General features: G+C 41.4%; 15 protein-coding genes. 13 read left to right on the top strand and 2 right to left on the bottom strand.

What is annotated here, in order from left to right:
- Nucleotides 1-115: 115 nt before the first annotated feature.
- From PL85_RS02690 to PL85_RS02635, 12 genes are all read left to right on the top strand, one after another.
- Nucleotides 116-922: a TnsA endonuclease N-terminal domain-containing protein gene (locus tag PL85_RS02690; RefSeq protein ID WP_115339484.1), complete on the top strand. Its 807-nt coding sequence runs from the start codon at nt 116-118 to the stop codon at nt 920-922.
- On the top strand, nt 912-2,993 hold the full coding sequence (locus tag PL85_RS02685; protein ID WP_115339485.1) for a Mu transposase C-terminal domain-containing protein: 2,082 nt from the start codon (nt 912-914) through the stop codon (nt 2,991-2,993). The genes PL85_RS02690 and PL85_RS02685 overlap by 11 nt, the downstream gene beginning before the upstream one ends.
- On the top strand, nt 2,986-4,572 hold the full coding sequence (locus PL85_RS02680) for an ATP-binding protein (protein WP_019281922.1): 1,587 nt from the start codon (nt 2,986-2,988) through the stop codon (nt 4,570-4,572). The genes PL85_RS02685 and PL85_RS02680 overlap by 8 nt, the downstream gene beginning before the upstream one ends.
- A 34-nt stretch (nt 4,573-4,606) precedes the next feature.
- Complete coding sequence (hsdR, locus tag PL85_RS02675; RefSeq protein ID WP_019281923.1) at nt 4,607-6,922, top strand: EcoAI/FtnUII family type I restriction enzme subunit R; 2,316 nt, start codon at nt 4,607-4,609, stop codon at nt 6,920-6,922.
- 1 nt (nt 6,923) lies between these two features.
- Nucleotides 6,924-8,696 (top strand): AAA family ATPase, encoded by a 1,773-nt coding sequence (locus PL85_RS02670; protein WP_019281924.1) that lies wholly within the window; start codon nt 6,924-6,926, stop codon nt 8,694-8,696.
- Between the two features lie 3 nt (nt 8,697-8,699).
- Nucleotides 8,700-10,193, top strand: coding sequence for a class I SAM-dependent DNA methyltransferase (locus PL85_RS02665; RefSeq protein WP_115339486.1), 1,494 nt, complete (start codon nt 8,700-8,702; stop codon nt 10,191-10,193).
- Between the two features lie 2 nt (nt 10,194-10,195).
- The gene (locus tag PL85_RS02660; RefSeq protein WP_115339487.1) at nt 10,196-11,419 is read left to right on the top strand and encodes a restriction endonuclease subunit S; all 1,224 of its coding nucleotides are present in this window, start codon (nt 10,196-10,198) and stop codon (nt 11,417-11,419) included.
- A 9-nt stretch (nt 11,420-11,428) separates the two neighbouring features.
- A complete protein-coding gene (locus tag PL85_RS02655) occupies nt 11,429-12,571 on the top strand; it encodes an SIR2 family protein (protein WP_115339488.1) in 1,143 nt (380 codons plus the stop codon).
- Between the two features lies 1 nt (nt 12,572).
- Entirely contained in the window at nt 12,573-14,315 is a 1,743-nt protein-coding gene (locus PL85_RS02650) for an ATP-binding protein (protein ID WP_115339489.1), read from the top strand.
- Between the two features lie 75 nt (nt 14,316-14,390).
- Nucleotides 14,391-15,986, top strand: a complete 1,596-nt coding sequence (locus tag PL85_RS02645; RefSeq protein WP_019281928.1) for a TnsD family Tn7-like transposition protein — start codon at nt 14,391-14,393, stop codon at nt 15,984-15,986.
- A gap of 85 nt (nt 15,987-16,071) precedes the next feature.
- A complete protein-coding gene (locus PL85_RS02640; protein WP_115339490.1) occupies nt 16,072-17,532 on the top strand; it encodes a Tn7-like element transposition protein TnsE in 1,461 nt (486 codons plus the stop codon).
- A gap of 132 nt (nt 17,533-17,664) precedes the next feature.
- Nucleotides 17,665-19,671 (top strand): AAA family ATPase, encoded by a 2,007-nt coding sequence (locus PL85_RS02635; protein ID WP_115339491.1) that lies wholly within the window; start codon nt 17,665-17,667, stop codon nt 19,669-19,671.
- Nucleotides 19,672-20,217: 546 nt separating this feature from the next.
- On the opposite strand, the gene PL85_RS02630 is transcribed toward PL85_RS02635, so the two are convergent.
- Entirely contained in the window at nt 20,218-21,969 is a 1,752-nt protein-coding gene (locus PL85_RS02630; protein ID WP_115339492.1) for a lysophospholipid acyltransferase family protein, read from the bottom strand.
- Between the two features lie 381 nt (nt 21,970-22,350).
- Nucleotides 22,351-22,764 (bottom strand): alternative ribosome rescue aminoacyl-tRNA hydrolase ArfB, encoded by a 414-nt coding sequence (gene arfB / locus PL85_RS02625; protein ID WP_017043428.1) that lies wholly within the window; start codon nt 22,762-22,764, stop codon nt 22,351-22,353.
- Between the two features lie 303 nt (nt 22,765-23,067).
- On the opposite strand from arfB, the gene PL85_RS02620 reads away from it, so the two are divergent.
- Nucleotides 23,068-23,586: an Hcp family type VI secretion system effector gene (locus tag PL85_RS02620; protein ID WP_013857791.1), complete on the top strand. Its 519-nt coding sequence runs from the start codon at nt 23,068-23,070 to the stop codon at nt 23,584-23,586.
- Nucleotides 23,587-23,644 lie beyond the last annotated feature (58 nt).

Raw genomic sequence — 23,644 nt, 5'->3', positions numbered from 1 at the left:
TTTGTGTTCGGATAATAAAGTTTGATCGAAGTTAATAAAGTCTGATCAAAAGTAATAAAGTCTGATCAAAATATAACCTCTTGGTGTATGCTGAATACATCAGGAGGTATTTTTTATGCCAGACTCAAATAAACCAGTTCATCCAGCCGATCTCAAAAAGCTCAAAACACGTGGAAAAGGCGTGGGTAAAGATTATGAGCCTTTTATCTACATTCATGAGTTAAGTAGTTTGGGTGAAAGCTGTCGCAGTAACAGCGCTACGGTTGGTCGAGTCCATCATCTCTTATCTCGACTTGAGTTAGCTGCCTTCCTCTCATTTGATTACTCCTCCAATACCATCGATATTCGCGAGCAGTTTCCCATTCCCATCGAGGATACTTTGGAAATTTGCCGGCAGTTAGGAATCAAACATCCTCAGATTTCAGGCAAGCTCAAAGTTGTTACTACAGATTTTCTGTTAGATTTTAAAAAGCAGAAACAATTGGCATTGACCGTTAAGTATGCTGAAGAGTTAGCTATTCCCCGAGTTATCGATAAGCTCCAAATTGAAAAAGCGTATTGGGATAATAAGGGAGCTGACTGGCGTATATTTACTGAACGTCAAATTGAACCTGCCCTAAAAGAGAATCTACAATGGCTCCATCCTGCATTAGTTAATGATTCCGGTGAACGCTCAAACCAAGAACTGTTGAGCATAGTGGAGCGTCTGTTAACTCATCAAAACGTAAAAGTCGGTGGATTGTGTGCTCAACTCGACGATAGCTACCAAGTTGAACCTGGTTTTCATATAGAAGCTTTTAGATTAGCTATTGCGAGAAAGATAGTTTTAGCACCATTGGCGCTATCATTTTACTACTGGACAACAAGTGAGTTGGTTATTACTGAGCACTCCTTAGAGTTAAGGAGAGGCAATGTATCTTAATCAAGTGTATTTGGATAATTTGAACCAGCGACGCTATCGGGTTGTATGGGAAAATCTGAACTTTTGTATGGCAATCGATATTGATGATGACAGCGCATGGCCGATTCAGTTTGATATTGATGACTTATTAAATCTCGAGCAATTTTCACTAATTAGTGAGCCATTTGTTTTACCATCGGTTGAAATAGGGAGTATTTCGGCAGAAAGAAGGGATGAAGCTTATCGTGCCATTTCACATCTCCTTGATAACTACACTTTACTTTTTGATAAGGCGACTCGAAATCAGTTAATTAGAGAACAAGTAGAGAAGACTGATAAACCAAGAATCTATATTCTTCGTCAGCTCAGGCGTTATTGGAAACGCGGAATGGCACCTGATGCTTTAGCTCCTGATTACGAGAAGTGTGGGGGCGCTGGCACTCCAAGGCGCAATGTTAAGAACAAGCTTGGCCGAAAGCGCAAAAATGCTGATGGTGAAGGAATTATTATTAACGACGAAGTTGCAGATTTATTTCGTTTGGCAATAGATGGCTTTTACTTGAAAAATGAAAAAGTGAATCTAAAGGATGCTAAAGACAGAGCTGTAGGTTTCTACAAATCTCGTTATCCTAAAGCAGATAAAACGAGCATACCCACATTCTCTCAATTTAAACATTTCTACAAAACTAACTATCAGACTACCCATGTTCTCAAAGCTCGAACCCCAAAAATCCAATTCAATAAGGATACAAGCCCGTTAACGAGTACTTCTGCTTATTTGAATTTTGGGCCCGGTGCTAGGTATGAAATTGATGCAACAATTGTTGACCTGTATTTAGTGTCTGGATTAGATAGAAATCGTATCATTGGACGCCCCGTTATTTATTACGTTAAAGACGTATTCAGTCGCATGGTAGTCGGCCTGTATGTGGGGCTAGAAAATCCATCCTGGGCGACAGCTACGATTGCCTTAGCGAATGCCTTTTCCGATAAAGTGAAGTATTGCCAACAATTCGGGATCGAGATTGATTCATCAATGTGGCCAAGTGTCGGTATTCCAGCCACGATTACGGCTGATAGAGGTGAAATGTTAGGTAGACAAGCCGACGTTCTAGTTAACCGTTTAGGTATTTCACTAACCAATACCCGAGCGTATCGGGGGAGTGATAAAGGTGTTGTTGAACGAGCATTTAAGGAAATGCATGCTCATATTAAGCCTTATGCCCAAGGTATTGTAGAACCTCTTAATGGCAAAAAGCGTATCGGACATAGATATGAGTTAGATGCTGAATTGTCGCTAACAGCATTTACCAAAATCGTTATTCATCATGTAATTAATCACAATACGACTCACGTTGTTACTGAATATGATTTTGCTCCTGATATGCCAACTGACCTTGCGTCTAAGCCAATTGACCTTTGGAATTGGGGAGTGAAAAATCGCACTGGTAAGCTAAGAGTTGTTGATGAAGAACTCACTTTTATCAATATGCTTCCTCAAGGTAAAGCAACGGTTTCTGTTACTGGAATCAAGTTTAATGGTATGTCCTATACCTGTAGTGAAGCTATGCAGATGGGATGGTTTCATCGGTCGAAATCAGTGACTAGACCCGAATCAGTTGATATTTCCTATGATCCTAGGAATACAAACGTAATTTACTTAAGACCTGATGCTCGATTCGATTCTTATTGGGTCTGTTTATTGTCGGATAAAAGCCGAAGGTACCGCGATATGACGTTTGCTGAAGCTAAGCTTTTGCTGTCACAGGCCAAGAAAACGGAAGCAACCAATCAACAACAAGAAGACTTTGAAGCTCCAGATTTACAGCAGAAAATCATGAAGATTGTTAAAGAAGAGCGAGATAAAAAAGCACAATCTCCATCTTCTCAGACTAATACTGAAAAGCTTCGTGGCATTCGGGAGAACCGCAATGCAGAAAAAGAATTAGAACGACAAAAAGATAGAGATGAGTTGGCTGATAAATCGAAAAAACAAGAACTTTCTCCAGTTGTTCCAATTCGTTCATCAGATTCGGATGAATCTTTTGATTTTCCAGATTTAGATTCATTCTTGGAGGATGATGATGAATAGAATTCGTACTGCATGTTACATTGATGCTGAAATTCAAGAGTATGAGGGACATCCGTTAATTAATGCCTTGCCACCAATTAACTCTCCGGAACAAACCGCTAAGTTATTGTATAGATACCCAAAGATCACCGATGAAGAAAGGGCTTTACCGGGGCATATTAAACGTCATGCGATGATGAGAATACTGGATAAGTTTTTGTATCCAACAAAAGCTCATTCTCAGCTCGAACAAATGATATCTGGGATGATACGTAGTGGGTATCTGAGCAGAAATATTGCAGATAAAAGCTATGTCGAATCATTAAATGCTGTCGATAGAGTCAAGAGTGTTAAATCTCGAAGGAATGCAGGCAATGAAGCTTTAGTTAGCTCGGTTATTGGCTGCTCTGGCGCAGGAAAATCGACGGCGGTTGAAGCGATTTTAAATAGTTATGAACAAGCCATATTGCATCCAGATTATCAGCATGTACAACTCGTATGGTTAAAGTTGGAATGCCCACATGATGGATCGGTTAAGAGTTTATGTATTAATTTTTTCAGGGCTGTTGATGAAGCATTGAATACTGATTATCAAGAAACCTATGTAAAACCTCGGTCATCGGCAGAATCATTGCTGGGTGATATCGCCAGAGTTGCTGCATTGCATTCGATTGGCATTTTGGTTATTGATGAAATTCAGCATCTTGATCATTTTAAGTCCGGCGGATCAGACCGAATTCTAAACTTCTTTGTGGCGTTAACTAACGTTATCAAAATCCCCGTTCTTTTTGTCGGCACACCAAAAGCAAACCAAATTTTTAGTCCAACTATGCGCAGTGCGAGGCGCGCAGCTCAATTTGGTAGTTTGAATTGGGGTCGTTTTAACCGTTCCACTCAACCTCAAAAAGACGATGAGTGGGAAAAATTCTTTGCTCGTTTATGGAAACTTCAGTGGTTTCAATCACCAGTTCCGTTAACCGATGGTATACGTGACTTATTTTGGGAGTATACTCAAGGAATTGCGCATATAGCTGTAGTTCTGTTTTATCTTTGTCAGGTTCGTGCGGTTATCGTTGGAAAAGAATTGATCGATAGAAAGCTTGTCGAGAAAGTGTATAACGAAGAGCTATCTATTGTTCATCCGATGATTAATGCTTTGCGAGGTGGGCGGGAAGAAGAGATTCTGAAATATGCGGATCTTGATTTGCCGCTCAAAGAGGTCTTGGTTCTTGCTGAAGGATCTGATGAGGTCATTGAAGATGCTTTTGAACAAGAAGAATCATCATTATGTTTTGATAAGCAATCCCAATTAGTAGCGTTGCTTCAGCAGTTTAATATTGGTAGTGATTTGGCTCCTATTTTAGCCAAACAAGTTATGGAGCAGTTTCCAAACGAGGATCTGTTTGGCTTAGTCGCTAAAGTTAAAGAACTGAAAGATCCAACACCCCAGATTAAAAAGAAAAAGCAGAAAAAAGAGTCAGGTTACATTCCGGTATACATTGATGAGGATTTGAGAGTATTGCGCGATAGCGATCCTGATATGAATTATGAAGCTTTATACCGTAGTGGTGTGATTATTGAGTTATCGGACTACTTATAAAAAATAGAACTCTATATATTCAAGGAGTGAATTGGTGACGTCAGAAGCAGATACCAGAGCAAACTACATCGATCCAGCGTTAAAAGCCGCACATTGGCAACCGGGCAATATCATTCGGGAGCACTACTTTACCGATGGCCGTAAGCTTGCTGGCGGTGTCCGTGGTCGTCGTTGTTTCGTCGATTATCTGCTGCACAAAGACAATCGTTACCTTGCGGTTGTTGAAGCCAAAAAAGAGTCCGAGCATCCAACCAAAGGTCTTCAACAAGCCATCGACTATGCCAAGAAGCTACTCGTTCGTTTTGTCTATTCAAGCAACGGCAAACAAACCTATGAGTTCGATTTAGAAACTGGTAAAGGCGACTACATCGAGTTTTACCCAACACCACAAGAGCTTGAAAACCGCTACGCGGGTGTTAACTCGGACCTAGGCCAGCAGCTTCGTAATGTGCCCTTTCATTTAGAAGGCGCAATGCAGCCGCGTTATTACCAAGAATTAGCGGTACACGCCGCCACAGATGCCATTGGTAAAGGTAAACCACGCGTGCTTTTAACGCTGGCGACTGGCACAGGTAAAACCTTTATTGCCTTTCAAATCGTCCATAAACTGTTTCAGTCTCGTTGGAACAAAGAATCTCCGGGTACACGTAGGCCTAGAATTTTGTTTTTAGCCGATCGTAATATTTTGGCTGACCAAGCGATTAACACTTTCAATCCCTATGAAAAAGACCTCATCAAAATAAACGGTGAGGAGGTACGCAAGCGTGGCGGTGTAGTGCCAACCAATGCACATATCTTTTTTGCTATCTACCAAGCCATTGCTGAGCGAGAAAACATTGAAGGCTATTACAAAGCGTATCCAAGTGATTTCTTTGACCTAGTAATGATTGACGAGTGTCACCGTGGCAGTGCTAATGAGACAGGGTCTTGGCGAGCCATACTCGATCATTTTGGCAGTGCGGTGCATGTAGGTTTAACAGCCACACCAAAACGTGAAGCTAATGTGGATACCTATGATTACTTTGGAACCCCCGCATTTGAATACTCATTAAAAGACGGCATAAACGATGGCTTCTTAACGCCATATCGTGTTAAGCGGGTACGTACCAACTTAGATGAACTGGTGCTAACCAAAGATGACCAAGTAATCGAAGGAGAGTCTGGTCAAGACGTCTATCAGGTAGAAGACTACGACAAAAAAATCGTCGTAGATGAACGTACCGAACTGGTCGCAAAAGCCATTTTGGATAATATCAATCCACTAGAAAAAACCATCGTCTTTTGCGAAAACCAAAATCATGCACTGACAATGCGTGACATGATCAATAAACACAAAAAGCTGAAAGATCCACATTACTGTGTGCGTGTAACCAGTGATGAAGGTAAAGTCGGCCGCGAGCTACTGGAAAAATTCCAAGATAACGACAAAGACATTCCCACCATCATTACCTCATCGCAAATGTTAACCACGGGGGTAGATGCCCGTAATGTACGTAACGTAGTGCTGGATAGAACCGTCGGCTCAATGGTGGAATTTAAACAAATTATCGGTCGCGGCACCCGCGTTTTTGATGGCAAAGACTATTTCACGATTGTCGATTTTCGCGGTGCAACCAATAAGTTTTATGACAAAGATTGGGATGGCGAGCCTGAAGCACCAGAGCCCGGTGGCACAGGGGAGCCTAAACCGCCGCCATACACACCAGAACCACCCGAGGGAACAGATGGCCCAGAGCCTGAACCGGGTGAGCCAAAACCTCGGTTGAAAGTAAAGTTAGGCAAACACCGTGAACTGAAAGTCATTGACGTTGAAACCCGTTATATCGATGAAAACGGTAAACCTCTCACGGTGCAAGAATTTGTTGAGCGTTTGATCACTCAATTACCAGGGTTGTTTAAATCGGTTGAGGAATTGCGGCAGATATGGTCAGACCCAGACGAACGCGAAACCTTGATCGGTAAACTCGTACAAGCAGGCTTTGATAAAGAGCAACTCGCCATACTACGACGCATGTTTGAAGCAGAAGACTGCGATATCTTCGATCTGCTGGCTTTTTTAGCCTTTGAACAGCCAATGGCAACCCGTAAAGCTCGTGCCGATCAAGTACGTACTAACAGCGCTTTCTTTAATCAGTACCAACAAGAAAAGGCAAAGCAGTTTTTGCACTTTGTGCTTAACCGGTATGAGCAAACCGGCAGCACCGAGCTATCGCGTGAGCGCTTGCCAGCACTTATCGAGCTATCAGGGTTGGGTACTGTCAAAGACGCCTCAACAGCATTCGGTGGAAAACCAGCCTATTTGCTGGCGGCTTTTAAACAATTACAACAACAGCTTTATCACGTGAACTGAAATGGAATTAACACTCGCACCTAACCCGCTGTACGACCAGCCACAAACCTTAAACATCAATAAGGTTGCCACTTTAATTGGTGAAAATGGCAGCGGAAAATCCAGTATCTTACATTCGATCTTTAGAAAGCAGATTGAGGAACCTAGTGAAACGCTTCAGCTGATCTGTGCTACTTCAGGACAAAATGAAAACTTTTCTTCCTTTTTCGAACGAAGACTAGCCTCTTTACGATCAAGAAAAGATATAAGTGACATTGATTTTTCTAGCCTTTTCTTTACTCAGAAAGATGTTCGATTCCTTACGTTTCTCGCCTATACATTCAAGAGTAACGGCTTAGTTTTTAATTTTGTTAACAACCACAAGGCATTCAAGGATCAAGTTTCAGTTAAATTGAGACTGAAAATATCTGTTCCTGATACTTACATAAAGAATGTACAACAAGACCAGATAGCTGAAGCTAAAGACTATGAACACCCATCGATAAGAAAAAGACCTTTTAATCAGAGACTTGACGCCTTTCTTGAGAAGATAGAAACACTTCCAGACCTTGATGCTCTGCTAGAAAAAGGCAAAGGCTTAAAGTCAACCGAAGTCGAGGTAACTAATGAGAATTTTTTTGATGTTTTTGATGGCTCTAGAGTTGATGCTATAAAATTTCTAATCGAAGGCTCATACAACGAATATTTCTTTTCAGCTTCTGAAAGTTTGCTTTACCTAACTGATAATATTGAATTTTCATTGCTCAGTGATGGTGAGTATCAGTTTCTATTCGTTGCTTCACTAATTGATCTATTTGATAGCACTTCTTCTCTTTTCATGTTGGATGAAGTTGACTCACACCTGCACCATAAAAACGTTGAGCTCCTTTGGGACATCCTAAGCAAAACTAAGGGTAAGGTCATAACCACAACTCATTTAGTCGACTCAATCGCTGAGAATGACTTCGAATCATTGTTTTTGGTTGAAAATGGGCAGATAAAAAATGATCAGAAATCTCAAAAGCTCTTGGAAAGATTGAAAATTTTATCTAAAAGTAAAGTCGTCGAGTTAGAAATAGCCTCCAAATTGAACAACATCTGCTTGATTGACTACTACAACGATTGGAAGATTTTTGAGTTATTAGCAAAGAAGAAAGGGCTTGATTGGACACCTCTTTCCTCAATCAGTCCTATAGCAAAGTCATCTGGTTACAGTGCGGCAGGTGACAGCTTCGGCGCGCCTAAGATCAATTGGCTGCATGAATTGAGAGATATGAAAGAACATCTCAGAGTGTGCAAGGCGGAAGTGCACAGAAAAGATAAAGCTCTTCATCCACGCAAAATAACAAATGTGTTCATGGTATGCGATCGAGACGAACTGCCAGAAGCTAACATTCACGCACAAAGTGGTGTCAAGGTAGTTGGAGTTGATTACCCTGACAAATTTGACTTAGTTTTGCCTTGTCCAGAGAGAATAAACTGCTATTTACTGACTTGGAAACGCCGCGAAATCAAAAATTATCTGCTTTCACATACAGCGCTATCGCATCACAATGTTCTTGCTGAAATCAATAACGCTGATATTGCACTGCGAAATCATTTACAGCCAAACACCCCAGGTGATAACGACGATATCCGTCGATTGAATGCCAAAAATGTCATTGACCCTCTGATCAATACCGAAGGTATCGGGCTCGACATTAACAAGCTCCAAGCCTATATCGACCAGATTCCGCCAGACGAAATCAGCGAAGACATCACCAATATGTACAATTTTATTATCGGAAAACTATAAGCCATGTCATTACAACAAAAGATTGACCGAATTACCGACATACTGCGCCGCGACGATGGCATTAGTGGTGCAATGCACTATACAGAGCAAACCTCTTGGGTGTTGTTTTTAAAATTTTTAGATGATTACGAGTCTGAAAAAGAAGATGAAGCAATGCTGTCTGGTAAAGACTACCAACCGGTATTAGATGAAGAGCATCGTTGGTCAAATTGGGCATGCCCTAAAAATGCTGAGGGCAAACTGGATATTAACAAGGTCCGTACGGGTGATGACTTAACAAAATATGTTAACGATGAGCTGTTCCCCTACCTAAAGGGAGAAGAGTTCACTGGGGTTAACGTAGATAGAAAATCGTTTAAATACAAGCTTGGTGCTATTTTCCAATATTTAGATAACAAGGTAGCTTCTGGTCATACCCTACGCGAAGTACTTGATATTATCGATACGCTGAATTTCCAGTCTAGTGATGAAATGTTCGAACTGTCATTGGTTTACGAAGGGATGCTACAAAACATGGGCGATGCCGGTGGTTACGCCGGTGAGTTCTATACGCCGCGACCAGTAGTTCGTACCATGGTGAAGACGTTAGATCCCCAGCCTCTAGATAAAGTCTACGATGCAGCAGCAGGCTCTTGTGGTTTCTTAGTCGATGCTTTTGAGTATAATCTACCAAAAAATCGTAAAAAACGTGGAGTTAGAGAGCTCACAAGCGAAGAATATGACTTCCAGCGTTTCGATGCGTATTGGGGCTTTGAAAAAACGTCACTAGCCTATGTTATGGGCATGATGAACATGATTCTGCATGGTATCGAATCACCTAATCTGTTCCGTGGTAATACCTTAACTCAGAATATTCGTGATATTCAGGAAAAAGATCGTTACGATATTATTCTGGCTAACCCACCATTCGGTGGTAAAGAGAAAGACCAGATCCAACAAAATTTCCCAATTAAAGCAAACGCCACTGAACTGCTGTTTATGCAGCACTTTATGAAAACCCTGAAGAGTGGTGGTAAAGCTTCAATTGTCGTCCCGGAAGGTGTGCTATTCCAAACTAACAGCGCTTTTAAGCAGGTTAAACAAGAGTTACTGGAAAATTTTAACCTGCACACCATTTTAAGCCTGCCTGCTGGGGTATTTTTGCCCTATTCGGGTGTTAAAACCAACGTGCTGTTTTTTGAGCGCAGCGGCGGCACCAGCGATGTGTGGTATTACGAATGCGAGCCAGAACAGAAGCTCACCAAAAACAAACCGATCACCGATGAGCACCTAAAAGAGTTTGTTGAGCTTTACCGCAGCCGTGAAACCACCGAACGCTCCTGGACAGTTTCAGCCAGCAAATTATCTGAGGACTATGATCTATCCGCCAAAAACCCAGCCAAACAGAAAGATGCCGAGCATTTAGCACCTAGCGATATTCTTAAGCAGATCCGCATCAAAGAAAAACTGGTGTCAGGCCTATTGGATGAAATTGAAAACCTGTTAGCGGAGAAATAAGCATGGAACAGGTTTTAAATCAACTACCTAAAGGCTGGATTAATGTTCAAGTCAAAGACGTGACGAAGTCTCTGAGCTCTGGGTTTGCATGTAACAAAAGTTTTGAAACTTCAGATGGCTACGTGCATTTAAGAACGCACAATATAAGCACAAGAGGTTGTTTGAATTTTGATCAAATAATCAAAGTTAGTCATGAAAAAATCGATGAAAAAAAGTCAAAAATATTCAAAGGTGAGATTCTATTTAACAATACTAATAGTAAAGAACTTGTCGGAAAAACGGCATATGTTGACCAAGACTATGATTTTGCATTTAGCAACCACCTTACAAGGATAGTTCCTAATGATAAGGTCCATAGCAAATTCTTGGTCTATTGGTTAGTTTCTCTCCAAACTTCTGGGTACTTCAATCAAATATGTAAAAAATGGATTGGTCAAGCAGGCGTAAACAATACGGTACTCAAAGGCCTGAGTGTTCCATTACCGAGCAAAGAAGAACAAAGACGTATCGTTGAAAAACTCGATGCATTGCTCACCCGCATCGATACCGCCATCGAGCATTTGCAGGAAAGCGTCACACTGGCTGATGCGCTGTATGCGAGCACGATAAACCAGCAAATGATGCAAGCAATTGAGTTGGCTGGTCTATCTACGGTCGAAAAGCATATTGAGCAGATCCAGACGGGGACAACACCGCCAACAAAGCAACCTGAATTTTACGAAAATGGTGACATTAACTGGTTTGCGCCTTCTGACTTTGGTGATCACGATATTCTGTCTGATTCCAATAAAAAACTCAGTCAAAAAGCATTTGATGCTGGTAAAGCACGTAAGTTTGATGCAGGTACGATCATGCTCGTCGCCATCGGAGCGACCATCGGTAAGATCGGTTATTTAGAGCAAGATGCCAGTTCTAACCAGCAAATAACCGGTATGAAATTTAACAGTGCCATAATTCCGAGATATGCGTATTACTGGTTTCGGTTTATTAAACCAGAAATTCTGACAAACGCATCAACCGCGACATTACCCATCATCAACCAGAAAGGTATTAAAGCACTTTCGTTTTGTGCGCCCAACAAACAGCTACAAGAAACAATTTGCCGAAAGATCGATGAAGTTTCGAATTTCAGAAACAAAGTAAAAGCTGAATTAAATGAAAAAGTAGAATTAATGCGTTCATTAAAAGCATCAATTCTCGATTCCGCCTTTAAAGGCGAGCTCTAAGGAGGGAGTATGGCATTCGATACCACAGTTTTTGAACAGAAAGAGTTCAGAGAGGCAATTAACAAACTCGAAGAGTTGCTCTCACACTCAAAAGCGGTTCTGTTAGGTGCAGGGGCCAGTTTTTGTGCTGGGCTTCCATTAACAAACCAGCTGACAGAAGGAGCACTAAAAAGTGACAAGCTCTCCGATGATTCAAAGCAGATATTGATTGCCATACAAAACTCTTTTGCTGGCGCAAATCCAGCTTCGCATATAGAAGACTACTTAAGCGAACTCGTAGATTGGCTTGCTATCACTGCTCGCCGAACAAATCGCAATGTAACAGCTAGCAGCGTATTGATTGGAGGTACTGAATACAGCAACGATCAGCTATTGCAAGCGATAAACGAGATAAAAATCGCTATTTTTGACGTCATTAATGTTGAAGTAGATTCTGCTGTACATGAGCGTTTTGTTCAGTCACTGCATCGACCAATGCGACCAGGGAAAGAGAGCCTACCGAGTACCATTGATTATCTGGTGATGAACTACGACACATTAATTGAAGACTCACTCGCACTATCACAATTGAGATATGCCGATGGTTTAGAAGGCGGTGTATCAGGATGGTGGAACCCTTTGACGTTTGAACAGAACAATCTAGATGCCAGAGTATTTAAGCTTCATGGTTCCATTAATTGGGCTGAACATACTTCTTCATCAACACCATTACGTATTGCTCCGCATTTAAAACGTAGCCAAGATCAAGCTGCGAAGATTATGATTTGGCCTGCATCAACTAAATACCGTGAAACTCAACTCGACCCTTACGCAAATTTAATGCACAGAGCAAGAGCTGTTTTAAACCCGCGAGGTGGTAGCCAAAGAGTTTTATTAATTGCAGGTTATAGTTTTGGCGATGCACATATCAACCTAGAAATCGAACGTGGTTTAAGGACTTCAAATGGCAATTTAACCGTGATTGCGTTTACGAGCGACCCTGTACCTTGTGGCGCGCTGAAAATTTGGTATGAAGACAGCTCGATCAATGAACAAGTACTTATTTTTGCCGATAAAGGTTTTTATCACGCCGATCACAAGGCAACCTCAGAAAATAGCATTGAATGGTGGAAGTTTGAAAACCTAACCCAGATCCTTGAAGGAGGTATTTGATATGGACAACAAATACATAAAACCCATTGAGAATCTCTCTATCGGTAAAATTATTGAGGTCGATGGCTCGCGGATTATCGCCGAGCTCGACCCTACGATTTCAGACTTGTCCCGCGTATTTGCTGGTGAAAACTATCCGATTGGGCAGTTTGGCTCAATCATCAAAGTTCATTTTGGTCGCCGCTCTATTTATGGGTTAGTTAGTCGATTACGTATGAAGGCTGACTACCAACTAGAAAAGGGCTTGCCTGTCGTGTCTTCAGATGAGCGAATAATTGAAGCTGATTTATTTGGCGAAGGGGAATGGCGCAGAAAGGGAGAAGATGAATTTTCTCTTGAGTTTGAACGTGGTGTAGCAACTTACCCTCTGCCTCAGCAAACCATTTATCTGACACCAAAATCAGAGCTTAGGTTTATTTACGGTGATGCCAAAGGCGCGGTTATTCAACTTGGTGAGCATGTTGGCTCAGGCGGTGCACCTTGTTACGCTGAATTAAATGAATTACTAGGTAAGCACACTGCCATCCTAGGCTCTACCGGTGCCGGTAAATCAGGTACTGTGGCGGCAGTTATTCACAGTATTCTCGAACGTGGCCAGGTCGCCAATCATGAACACTGGCACCCACAAATTATTATCCTTGACCCACATAATGAATACGGCAAAGCGTTCCCTGCACACCAACGTTTATCGACCGATGAAGGTTCACTAAAACTACCGTATTGGTTACTCGATTTAGAAGAGTCGTTGAGCTTGTTTATCGGCAAGACCGAGTTTGCAGCAACATCACAATCAAACATAATTAAAAATGCCCTAATAGCGGTTCGTGAGGCAGCAGCTGGACAGCTTGGGCTTGATAATAATCAGTTAACGGTTGACTCGCCGATCCCTTACATTATTGGAAGTGCAGAAGGCTTAGATCATTTCGGATTCAAAGATGGAGCGCGCTACGAAGAAGGATTAATCGGTGCCATCAACGCGCAGCGACCAGAAAACAAAGATAAAAAGCAGCATGAGGATTTTAGTCGAGTTATTCGAAAGATAGATTCATTACTAAAAGATGGTCGACTCAAATTCATGATGGAAAGTTGGGATGGTGACAAAGATCCGTTACCTACAATCGTCAATCAGTTCTTAACGCAGCAAACCACAGTGCAGATTGTTGACTTGTCCGGTGTACCCAATGAAGTGGCAGGGGTAGCTAGCGCCGCAATCGCGAGAATCGTGTTTCAGCTTAAAGTCTGGCAAACCGAAGCTGAACGGCAAAATAGCCCTGTACTTTTGGTGTGTGAAGAGGCACACCGATACGTACCGAATCGTGGTGAAGCTCAGTATGAGGCAGCGCAGTCTGCAATTCGTCGAATTGCGAAGGAAGGCCGTAAGTATGGCGTTGGTCTGTTACTCGTTTCTCAGAGACCGAGTGAAGTTGAGGCAACGGTGTTATCGCAATGCAACTCATGGATTGTACTTCGAATAACCAATGATGCCGACCGTGAACATGTTCGTAGTGTGTTACCGGATTCGATGTCTGGCTTAACAAAAATGCTCTCCGGTTTAAGGCGTCAGGAGGCCATATTTGTCGGACAAGCAGCAACGTTACCAACTAGAGTGATGATTCGCAGCTTATCTGATGACCAGTTGCCTCGCTCAAATGATGTTAATTTCGATAAAGGTTGGCAGCAACAGGCGATGACGATAGAGCAGATTGGTGCGGTGGTGACGAAGTGGCGCTATCAGAGTAAATAGTGTTTAACTTGGAATGGGCGAGTAGTTTTTAAGTACTACACTTGGTTGTATTAAAACCTCATATAAAGGTTTTTTATGATCATGCAATTTCCGGTTCCCTATCAAGATGAACTGTTATCAAGTGTATTGGCTCGTTTTATCTTACGGCAAGGAATAAATGCCGATAAGCAGGCACTAGAGGTACTGTTCGGCTCAAGGAATTTTGTTCCATCTTCGATATTTCAGGGGCATATCCAGCTTTTACTATCAAATGTTGGTCATATCTGGAATATATCTCCTGAGCAAGTTATTGATGATCATTCTTTGCTTGGTGTTTTTAAGCCCTTTATGGATGTAGCTAGGTGCGATGCACAAAAGCAAGAGCTGATTGTTGGTAATAAGAACCAAAGCCTGACAAGTATTGGGATCAACGCATCTAAGCTTATCTGGCCGCAGCGTTTTCGATATTGTCCTGTTTGCCTTAAATATGATTTAGACACCCTCGGCGAAACCTATTGGCGACGTCATTTTCAATTGCCTGGTATGTCCTGCTGTTCAATTCATTCGTGCCTCTTAGTTGAGAGCGACATCAGTATTCATTCATCACAACGCCATGCTTTTGTGGTGCCACACTACGAAAAATCAAAATTTCTTTCGGTTGGCGCGGCAATGGTCGAGTCAGATACCAACCAAACGGTTCTCTCCAAACAAATTTATCGTTTGCTATGCTTTAGAGCTTCCTGTCATTCGGTTAACCAGTGGAGTCTCTATTATCAAAATCTAGCTCGTTCACTAAATTTAATGTTAGGAGGCCATATAGACCAGTCATTGATTCAGTTTATGGTTCGAAGTACTTGGGGTGACAACTGGTTGATTAAAAATGGATTGAATCTAGAAATTGAGAATAACTGGTTACTTGCAATGTTCCGCAAGCACCGTAGAGCTTTTTCGTATCTACATCATTTAGCTGTCATGATTGCATTATTGGGACAGTCTATGTCGATAGAGGACGAATGTTTAAAAGTTGATAAGTTGCCAGATACGCCAAGTTCGAAAAATCGCTATTTCACGTCTGAATATGAAGCACGAAAAACGGAGTATCGTTCGATTTGGTTAAAATTTCTCAAGACTTTTAACTCACTCAAAGATATTCGGTCGACTAGAGAGGGAGCGAGAGTTTATTCATGGTTATATCGGTTTGATCGTGATTGGCACATCCAGCATTCATTGGATCATGTGAAAAAAAGGCGTATAGATCGTCGCGTTGATTGGGAGATGAGAGATCGAGAATTAGTTAAAAAGCTCATATTTATAGAAAAGAAAACATACTTAGCTTTATTTTTGCCTAGGAAGTCTCGTCCATGGTTTGCAAAACAGGTTAATGCGACGAATTTGATCCCTGATAAACTTAGAAAACTACCTTTATGTAATTGTTTCCTAAATCGTTATCAAGAGTCGGTAGACGAGTACCAATTAAGACGATTACTCGCTATCGTTGTCGATAAGCTTAATCACGGACAGGCAATTCCTCAAATATATGAACTTGAACGTAGCGCTGGACTCAGTAAAGAACGCATTCGGGAACCTGCAAAAGAAATTCTCCGAGTGGACATCCCCAGAATCACGCGCCAAGCGCGGATTACCGGAGAATACAAAGTTAATTCAAATCGTTGGCATCGCGCTTCATCGTAATTTTAGACAAAAAGTACGTCCCCATTTAGTCTTGAATTGGGATGGTCATGATGATTGGGAATCCGTTCCAATAGAATTAGCTAGTATGATGGTCAGTCAAAGTTCGTACAAAGATAAGGAAAGGCTGGCAGATAAATCGCTTGAGAAGCTGTCTATAACCATTACTGGTGAATTACCATGCCAAGTAAGGCGAACCGTTGATGATACCGTGTATCGATGTTATACAACCAATCGTGACGTTACCATATCAGTGACTAATTTTGAGTTGGCCCGAGTTCTATTCTTCCATAACCAGTATCTGATAAGAGCCGCATTCAGCTCTGGCGGGGTTATGGATATAGCACATTACAATCAAGATCCAAGTGACCCCAAAATCATCTTTCCTGATTCAACCAACTACCCAGTTTCGAATATTAGATCTAGAAAATCGAAATCACATTTAGCATGGTTACTAACTGATCCATCTGCTGCGAAAAGTTTTTTCTCTATATTTAAATCTGTAAATGAAATCGACTCTTCTGATGTGTACGATTTTGGTTTTGTTCCTCCACCACTTGTGGGATGGGAGTTTGAATTAGCGGGTTCTTACTCTGAAAATCTAAAAAATTTCTGGGTATCAGAGATTGCTACGATCAATGACAATTCATTTGTTACTCCTGTTGGTTTGAAGATTAAGCATCCAAAGTTGAAACATTTAGTGCCAGTCCCTCATAAAGAACGTAAGGTTAAGAAATTGCCACCAAATGACCCTAATCCTGAATTAGATATGGGGGATTTACCAAAGTTAGGTAAAAGATTACATCGGAAAGACGATCAGGCTTTTAGTTTTAATTTTATAAATGCTGGCAATATAGGTTTAGAAATTGAGGATGAGCAAGAACGGCCTGGTAAATCAAAAAATCTACCTTCGGATGAAAAAAAATCAGAAGGGGCCAGTGTGGGCAATGCTGTCAAAGATGGAAACAATCAAGAGTTTGATTATGGGCTGAACCGGAATGAAGGCGATGAGGATTCTAACGATTTTATCGACGCTGAACCAACGGAAAAATTCCGACTATTTGAGAGAGCTATTGAGGTTATTAAAACAAAGAAAGACTTCACGGTACATGGTGTGAGATGTGGTTCGTTCCCGCCACCAAAAACTGGCAGCCGAATGGTACTCAATACCGTAGACGGCAGCTTTCTTCGTTATCACATGGCAAACATCAGCTATTTAGATGTTGGTGCTGTTGTCATTGAAGTCGATGTAGATAGCTTAAATAGACCCACCAACGTGAGTACATTGGTTGTTTCATTTTTGACTGATTCAAATCCTGAACAGATATTAAAATCCATCCTCCAAGATTACTCGGACCAAGCTCGCGGCTGGAATCATGACTGGATTAAAAAGAATACCGTTGTCAGTAAGTTCTGCCGTCACCCTAAAAAGACCAAGAAGGAAAATGATGTCGAGCGTGATATCACCGCTGACGAGTATGTAGAGGCTTGGGCTGAGATACTGTGTGGGAAGTTGAGGGATATACAGAAGATGTCAGATCTTAAATGATCTCAATTCTTTATGTCGTCGATGGACAACATTAAATAGTCTCTTGTTAATTGTGATATTGGGTTTTTATGGAGATATGATTAATCTGGCTATATTAGCTGATAAGATAAATTAAAACGTCAGGAGTAGAATATGAGATTAGTAAAGGCAAGAGTTCAGAATTATCGCAGCATAATTGATACTGGTGAATTTGAAGTTGAAAAATTGAAAACAATTCTTGTTGGCCCGAATGAAGCTGGAAAAACTGTACTTCTTCAAGCCTTACAACAGTTAAACAAGCCCAATGATGTAAATGATTTTGATCCGCTTAGAGACTATCCTCGTTCAAAATATAACGATATTACCACAGGGAGAATTGACCCCACCGAGGTTACTGTTGTTACTGGTTACTTCGAGTTAGATGATGTCGACAAGAAATTAATACCAACAGCTTACCACCAATGTCAGTATAAGCGGCTTAAAAAATTAAATAATACAGTATGCCATGCTTTAATGAGCGCACCCGACGTCGTTTGCTACCGTGATATTAAAAAATCTTTATTGCGAATGACTTCACATATGGATAAGTCATATGTAACGGAAGATGGTTCACTAAGCCCAAGTGAAGCTTTGAATTCGTTGAGTTCAGACTGGACTGATTCAACAAAAATAGAAGGGGATTTAGTCTCAATCATAGAAAAGTGGCTAAATGATCACTATCAGTATGTTGAGGAAGGCAATGAAGTTGAGGAAAATCGTCACGCAGAACTATTAGATAAGATTAAGGAAAACTTGAAGAGGGAAGAAGTTCTCAAAATACTGGACCAAAGAGTTCCGGTATTCATTTTATTCAATAATTATTTTAAGGTTAAACCAACAATTCATCTTGGGCATCTGGCTCAAAGGGTTGAAAAAAACATTCTTGATGATGAATATTATGATTATGGGAATTTATGTCTGTTAAAACTGTTAGGTTTCACTGCAAAAGAATTATCAGAGTTAGGTAATACTCCCAGCCCAAATATTAGTGATACTAATGCACTGAAAGCATACAAGGATCGTTTGGACAGCAGAAGTTATCAATTAAATGCAGCAAGCGTTAGATTGACTAATGAAATCAAATTAGTTTGGATGCCAAATCCAAAACGACCAGAAGCTGATCGTTTGAAGGTAGTTGCAGATGGCCAATATTTGAAAGTCGTTGTAGAAGATGATCTTGGTGTTGATATTGAGTTAGACCAACGATCTGAAGGCTTCCAATGGTTAGTATCATTTTTTATCGTATTTTTCTCAGAAGCTATGGATAAACACGAAAATGCAATATTGCTATTAGATGAACCAGGAATGAGTCTACATGCATTGAAACAACGGGATTTTCGAGAAACGATTTCCAGACTAGCTGAAAATAACCAAACTCTTTTTACCACTCACTCCCCATTTTTAGTCGGTCCTGATGAACTCGATATTGTTCGAGTCGTCGAAATGAAAGAGCGGACTTTGGGAACAAAAGTACATACAACATTATCCTCTGAGGATCCTGCCGGGTTATTGCCGTTGCAAGAGGCTTTGGGCTACGATTTGGCTAATAGCCTATTTTCCCAGCAAAGAAATTTAATATTAGAAGGGCTGACTGATTATTGGTATATAGAAGCGACTGCTCAGTTAATGAATGAGTCTTTACCTAATAAGCTCAATGATAAAATAGCGTTGGTTTTTGCTAACACAGCAGGTAAAGTTGTTTATTATGCAACAATCTTACATGCACATAACTTAAAAGTTGCTGCTCTATTGGATTCTGACTCAGCTGGTGACCAAGCTGCTCAGCAGGAAACTCTTGTTAGCACGTTAGGCAATAAAAATATTTTAAGAACTAAAGATTACTGTTCTATTGCTAAAGCTGAAATTGAGGATTTGCTGCGCGATACTTTAACTTTAGTTGCTAAAGATACATTTGGAACAGATGTTTCAGAGATAGTTTCGACACAAAAAGACAGGCCAATAGTAAGTATCTTCAATGCTGAGATTGAACAATTTTCAAAATATCGCTTGGCGAAAGCATATGTTCGTTGGACAAGAGAAAACGATAGTAGTGCTTTAAGTGATAAAGAACGTGAACAGTGGACGAAATTGATAGAAAAAATCAATCATCTACTAAAATAGTTGATCGAGCTCTTTCTAAGGGAAAGCCATGAATGTGCAAAAAAGTTTTACCAGTATGGTAGCTTGTTAAAATGATCAAACTTTATTATCAAAACATTGCCATCAGGTTTGTACAATTATGGGTAAAGTGATCAAACTTTATTTTTTATAGTATTAAAAACCATCCTAATTGAGATGGTTTTTGATCAAACTATACTATCCTCCTACAATATTGTCGGAAGACGATAAAGTTTGATCGTTTTTCTTTGCTCAAACACTTGGCCGAGGTGATGTAAACAAGCGACTCGGCACAAACCCGCTTCTGCCACTTAATGCTTTTAAAGTAGATGCTCATAACGCTTTTGTTCCTCCCCCTTTTAGGGGGAGAGAATCAATTTTGTGAGCGTTGGGAGTAAGCCATTTTTAATTTGAAAGCGCCCCTGATAGTGCTATCCAATATGCGAAAATCAGCTCTGTTTTCTTCAAAAGGAGTGCTAGGTTGGGGGAGTGTGTTATAGGGATACCTCCCCTTAAAAAGAGGAGGTATAAACAACCCGAACAACAGAGTTAAAGCGCGTGATGGGTGAGGTATTCGTATGCTTCTTTGGTGCCCATGTAGCGGCTTAAGCTGCGCACCGGAACGTTGCGTAAATCGACCACAATCAAGCCATCTAACGAATCATTAAAATCAGGGTCTACGTTAAAACTGACTAACTTGCCATTTAAACCGAGGTATTGACGCAGTAGCACCGGTACGCTTTTCCCTTCATCCAACCGGGCAATCACTTTTGAAAGCAATTGTAAATCAGCCAATGCACTCAGCAAACTGGCATTCCAAGGAGCTTGTTGCTTGGGGAGTGGGTTACTTGCCTCTACCAAATGGGCGTGTTGGTTATTGTAGTAGTGCTGCGTCATTGTGTCGGCTAATAAACGGCGCGCACTTTCACTGTAATCATTGCTGATACTTACGGGTCCAAATAGGTGCGTATAGTGCGGGTTTCGGTGCACATAGGTTGCGATTCCCTTCCAAAGCAGCAATAGCGGAGCCATACTTTTTTGATACTCGATGTCGACGACTGAACGCCCCATTTCAATTGCATTACCTATGGTATTGAGAAAGCGGTGGTCATACTGAAACAGCGTTCGTGAGTACAAACCTGCAATACCGCTTATCGGCACAATACGGTCGACTAAGCCTAAACGGTAAGCTCCGACCAATTTCTGTGCTTCGCGATCCCAAATGAATAGATGCAGATAGTTGCGATCGTATTGATCGATATCGAGCTCGGTGCCAGTGCCTTCACCTACTAGCCTGAAATTGTGCTCTCGCACTCGTCCTATTTCGTGCAGTAACGAGGGGATGTTTTCTGCGCTGGTACAATACACATCGAATTCGTTATGCCTTAATAGATGATCAGAAAAAGAAAGCTGCTCGATATCGTGTAATAAAGTGCTTAATGGCAGTCGTGGCTCGATTGGTGGCAATGTTTCATCATTGGTTTTATTACGCTTGGCTGGGCTGATGTGGCTTAAAAGATAGGTGTTGAGTCTTAAATAGTTGACCAGTGTTTCATCACACAGATGTTGGATTTCTTTATGATTGATCGCATCTCCGATAGCAATTTCGATACGCTGATGCTTTTTATTGAGCAGTTCACGGCCCAACATTAATGTTCTTAATAGCGGGTGGATTTTTCCAGCCATGTAAAAGCGTTTCGAATTTTGCCCGTTGATGAACACAGGTAATGCCGTTGCTTGATGCTTTTGTATCAGTCGGCTGACTGAACGGCTCCACTGTTTGTCTTCCAGTCTCTGAGTTTTACTATCAACCAGTTGTGACACTTCACCTGCTGGAAACATCAATAGTAGCCCACCTTGAGCAAGGTGTTTATTGGCGGCTCTCAAGGCTTGCATATTTGCTTTTTGCGCTGCTTTGCCTTCAAAAACATCTACACCAATAAACAGCGAATCTAACTCTGGTACGGTTTTTAAATAGTGATTGGCCAATATCTGCACGTCAGAGCGAATTGAAAGCAGCATCTCAGCCAGAATAACGCCTTCCACACAGCCAAGTGGGTGATTTGCAACAACGACTGTCGCGCCTTGAGCGGGCACTTGAGCTAATGATCCTTTCACCACTTGATAGTCAATACCCAATACCTCTAACGTAAAACGCAAAAATGTTGCGGTATCACAATGGGGTGGGCGTTGTGCATAAAACTTATCTAAACGAGTAAGGCCTGTAGCCCACTCAGTGAAGTGTTCACCTAGTCCAAACGGCGTTTTTCTCGGTAATTTAAAAGGGCTTATCGTGAGCATAGCAACCTCGCATTTTATGCTTTGTGCTTATGCTAAAGAGGGAAGATGACAATCTGGCTGCGCTTAAGTGAGTAATTGATTGCTCTTTTTTTACAGTTTAATGAAATCCGTCTCAAATTGGAGATGAACTAGAATCTTTGATGCAACAATGATTTTTTAGCAACAATAAATCATTTTCTGCTCACAAAATGAACTGGTTTTGTTTTGGTGCTGCTTATTTGGTGCTAGCTTATAAGGGCGGTACAAAATATAAAAATGTCAATTGAACCTTTGTTTTGCTGATCTGGAATAAACGGGAGCTTCGTGCTCCCGTTGCTGTTTTTAGCGCGAGGTTGCTTATTTCTTTTCTTCTTTGTTTTGCCTTGCTGCCAATCCATTCATTTAAAAAGAGACTTTACCGCGCAATGATTTATTGGCCGCTATCCGTTTTTTCTCGTCAACTCGCCGACGTTGAGAACTTTTTGTCGGTTTGGTTGCCCGGCGCGGTTTTTCTATCACCATCGCAGAAAGAATAATCTCTTTGAGACGCTTGAGTGCATCTTCTTTATTCAGCTCTTGGGTGCGGTGAGATTGCGCTTTGAGGACAATAACGCCCTCTTTGGTCATTCTGGAATCTGGTCTTTCGAGTAATTTTTGTTTGTAGATGTCCGGTAACGTTGAGCGTCTGATGTCAAAACGTAAGTGGATCGCACTGGAGACTTTATTGACGTTTTGCCCGCCATTTCCGGCTGCACGAATCGCAGTAAGTTCGATTTCCCAGTCTGCCAGTTCAATAGTGTTGGATAGTTTGAGCATACAACCAAAGTAAAAATGTGTTCAATCCGCATTCTAGTTGAGGTGGCTAAGGTTATCTACCGCAGATTGTGGCTAGATTAAGAAAAGCGATACAGAGTGACGTATTGCGAAATCGCAGCGAAAACTTGCTTGATACGAGCAAGTTTCTACCCGGACGAGCAAGTTCTTGCTCGAAAATGAAAGCTTATAATTTAATTGTTTGAAATTTAACTGTTTTTGTTTTGGCATTCCCTTTGCTTTAAGAAACATTACATAACGCGATGCAATTTCCATCGCTTTTTCTTACTGAATAAGGATTAAGTCATGCCAACTCCATGTTATATCTCTATCGAAGGCGAAACTCAGGGTCTCATCACTGCAGGCGCTCTTTCTACTGACTCTATCGGCGATGCTTTCGTTGAAGGTCATGAAGATCAAATGTTGGTTCAAATGTTTGACCACGTTGTGACAGTACCGACTGACCCACAATCAGGTCAGCCTTCTGGTCAACGTGTTCACAAACCATTCAAATTCACCGTTGCGCTAAATAAAGCGGTTCCTCTTCTTTATAACGCGTTGGCGTCTGGCGAGAAGATGAAATCGGTTGAGCTAAAATGGTACCGCACTTCTATCGAAGGTAAACAAGAGAACTTCTTCACCACTAAACTTGAAAGCGCGTCTATCGTGGACATTCATTGCGAAATGCCACACTGCCAAGATCCTGCGAACGGCGACTTCACGCAAAACGTTACGGTTTCTATGTCTTACCGTAAAATCCTGTGGGATCACGTGAACGCGGGTACTTCAGGTTCAGATGACTGGCGCAAACCAGTAGAAGCGTAAGCTTTGATTTGGGTGGCTGGCTGATGTTGCGTAAGCAAAGCCAATCCTGCCAGCCACC

It is taken from the genome of Vibrio anguillarum (genome assembly GCF_001989995.2).
GTDB lineage: Bacteria > Pseudomonadota > Gammaproteobacteria > Enterobacterales > Vibrionaceae > Vibrio > Vibrio anguillarum.
The sequence above is the reverse complement of the archived record's forward strand: the minus strand, read 5'-3'. Positions and strand labels throughout refer to the sequence as shown.